The sequence below is a fragment of the Kosakonia quasisacchari genome (assembly GCF_004331415.1).
GTDB lineage: Bacteria > Pseudomonadota > Gammaproteobacteria > Enterobacterales > Enterobacteriaceae > Kosakonia > Kosakonia quasisacchari.
In genome coordinates, this window is sequence record NZ_SJOP01000081.1 from 1 (window position 1) to 527 (window position 527).

Annotated in this window: 1 protein-coding gene; it reads left to right on the forward strand. The window is 56.9% G+C overall.

The window, feature by feature from the left end; genetic code table 11:
* Positions 1–527, forward strand: a 527-nt coding sequence (locus tag E0L21_RS24775) for an integrase core domain-containing protein (RefSeq protein WP_131413841.1), incomplete at both ends; no start/stop codon positions are given.

The following is a 527-nucleotide window of genomic DNA, read 5'->3' on the forward strand; positions in this document are numbered from 1 at the left end:
CTACAGCGAGCAGGGCCTGTCCCTGCGTCTCAAACGTCCCCATCGCAATAAATCGGCACAGCGGCGACAGCCACAGCCTCAGGGGCTGTATCCGAACCATGTCTGGGGCATGGATTTTGTCTCCGATGCGCTGTTTGACGGCCGCCGGCTGCGTCTGCTGACGGTTATCGATTTGTTCACACGCGAATGTCTGGGGATCTGCGTGGGCCAGAATCTGCGCTCAACGGAGGTCGCAGAGATGCTGAACACCATTGCGCTCGGACGTCCCTTACCACAGTTGCTGAAAACCGATAACGACTCTGAATTTGCAGGGAAAATGCTGGACAAGTGGGTGTATGAACGGGGGATCCGTATAGACTTTTCCCGGCCGGGAACACCGACGGACAATGCCACGGTGGAGTCGTTCAACGGCAGGCTGCGCCAGGAGTGCCTGAACGAGAACTGGTTCATGTCTCTGGAGGATGCACGGTGCAAAATCGAGACCTGGCGCATACACTATAATCAGAGACGTCCCCATTCTGCACTGG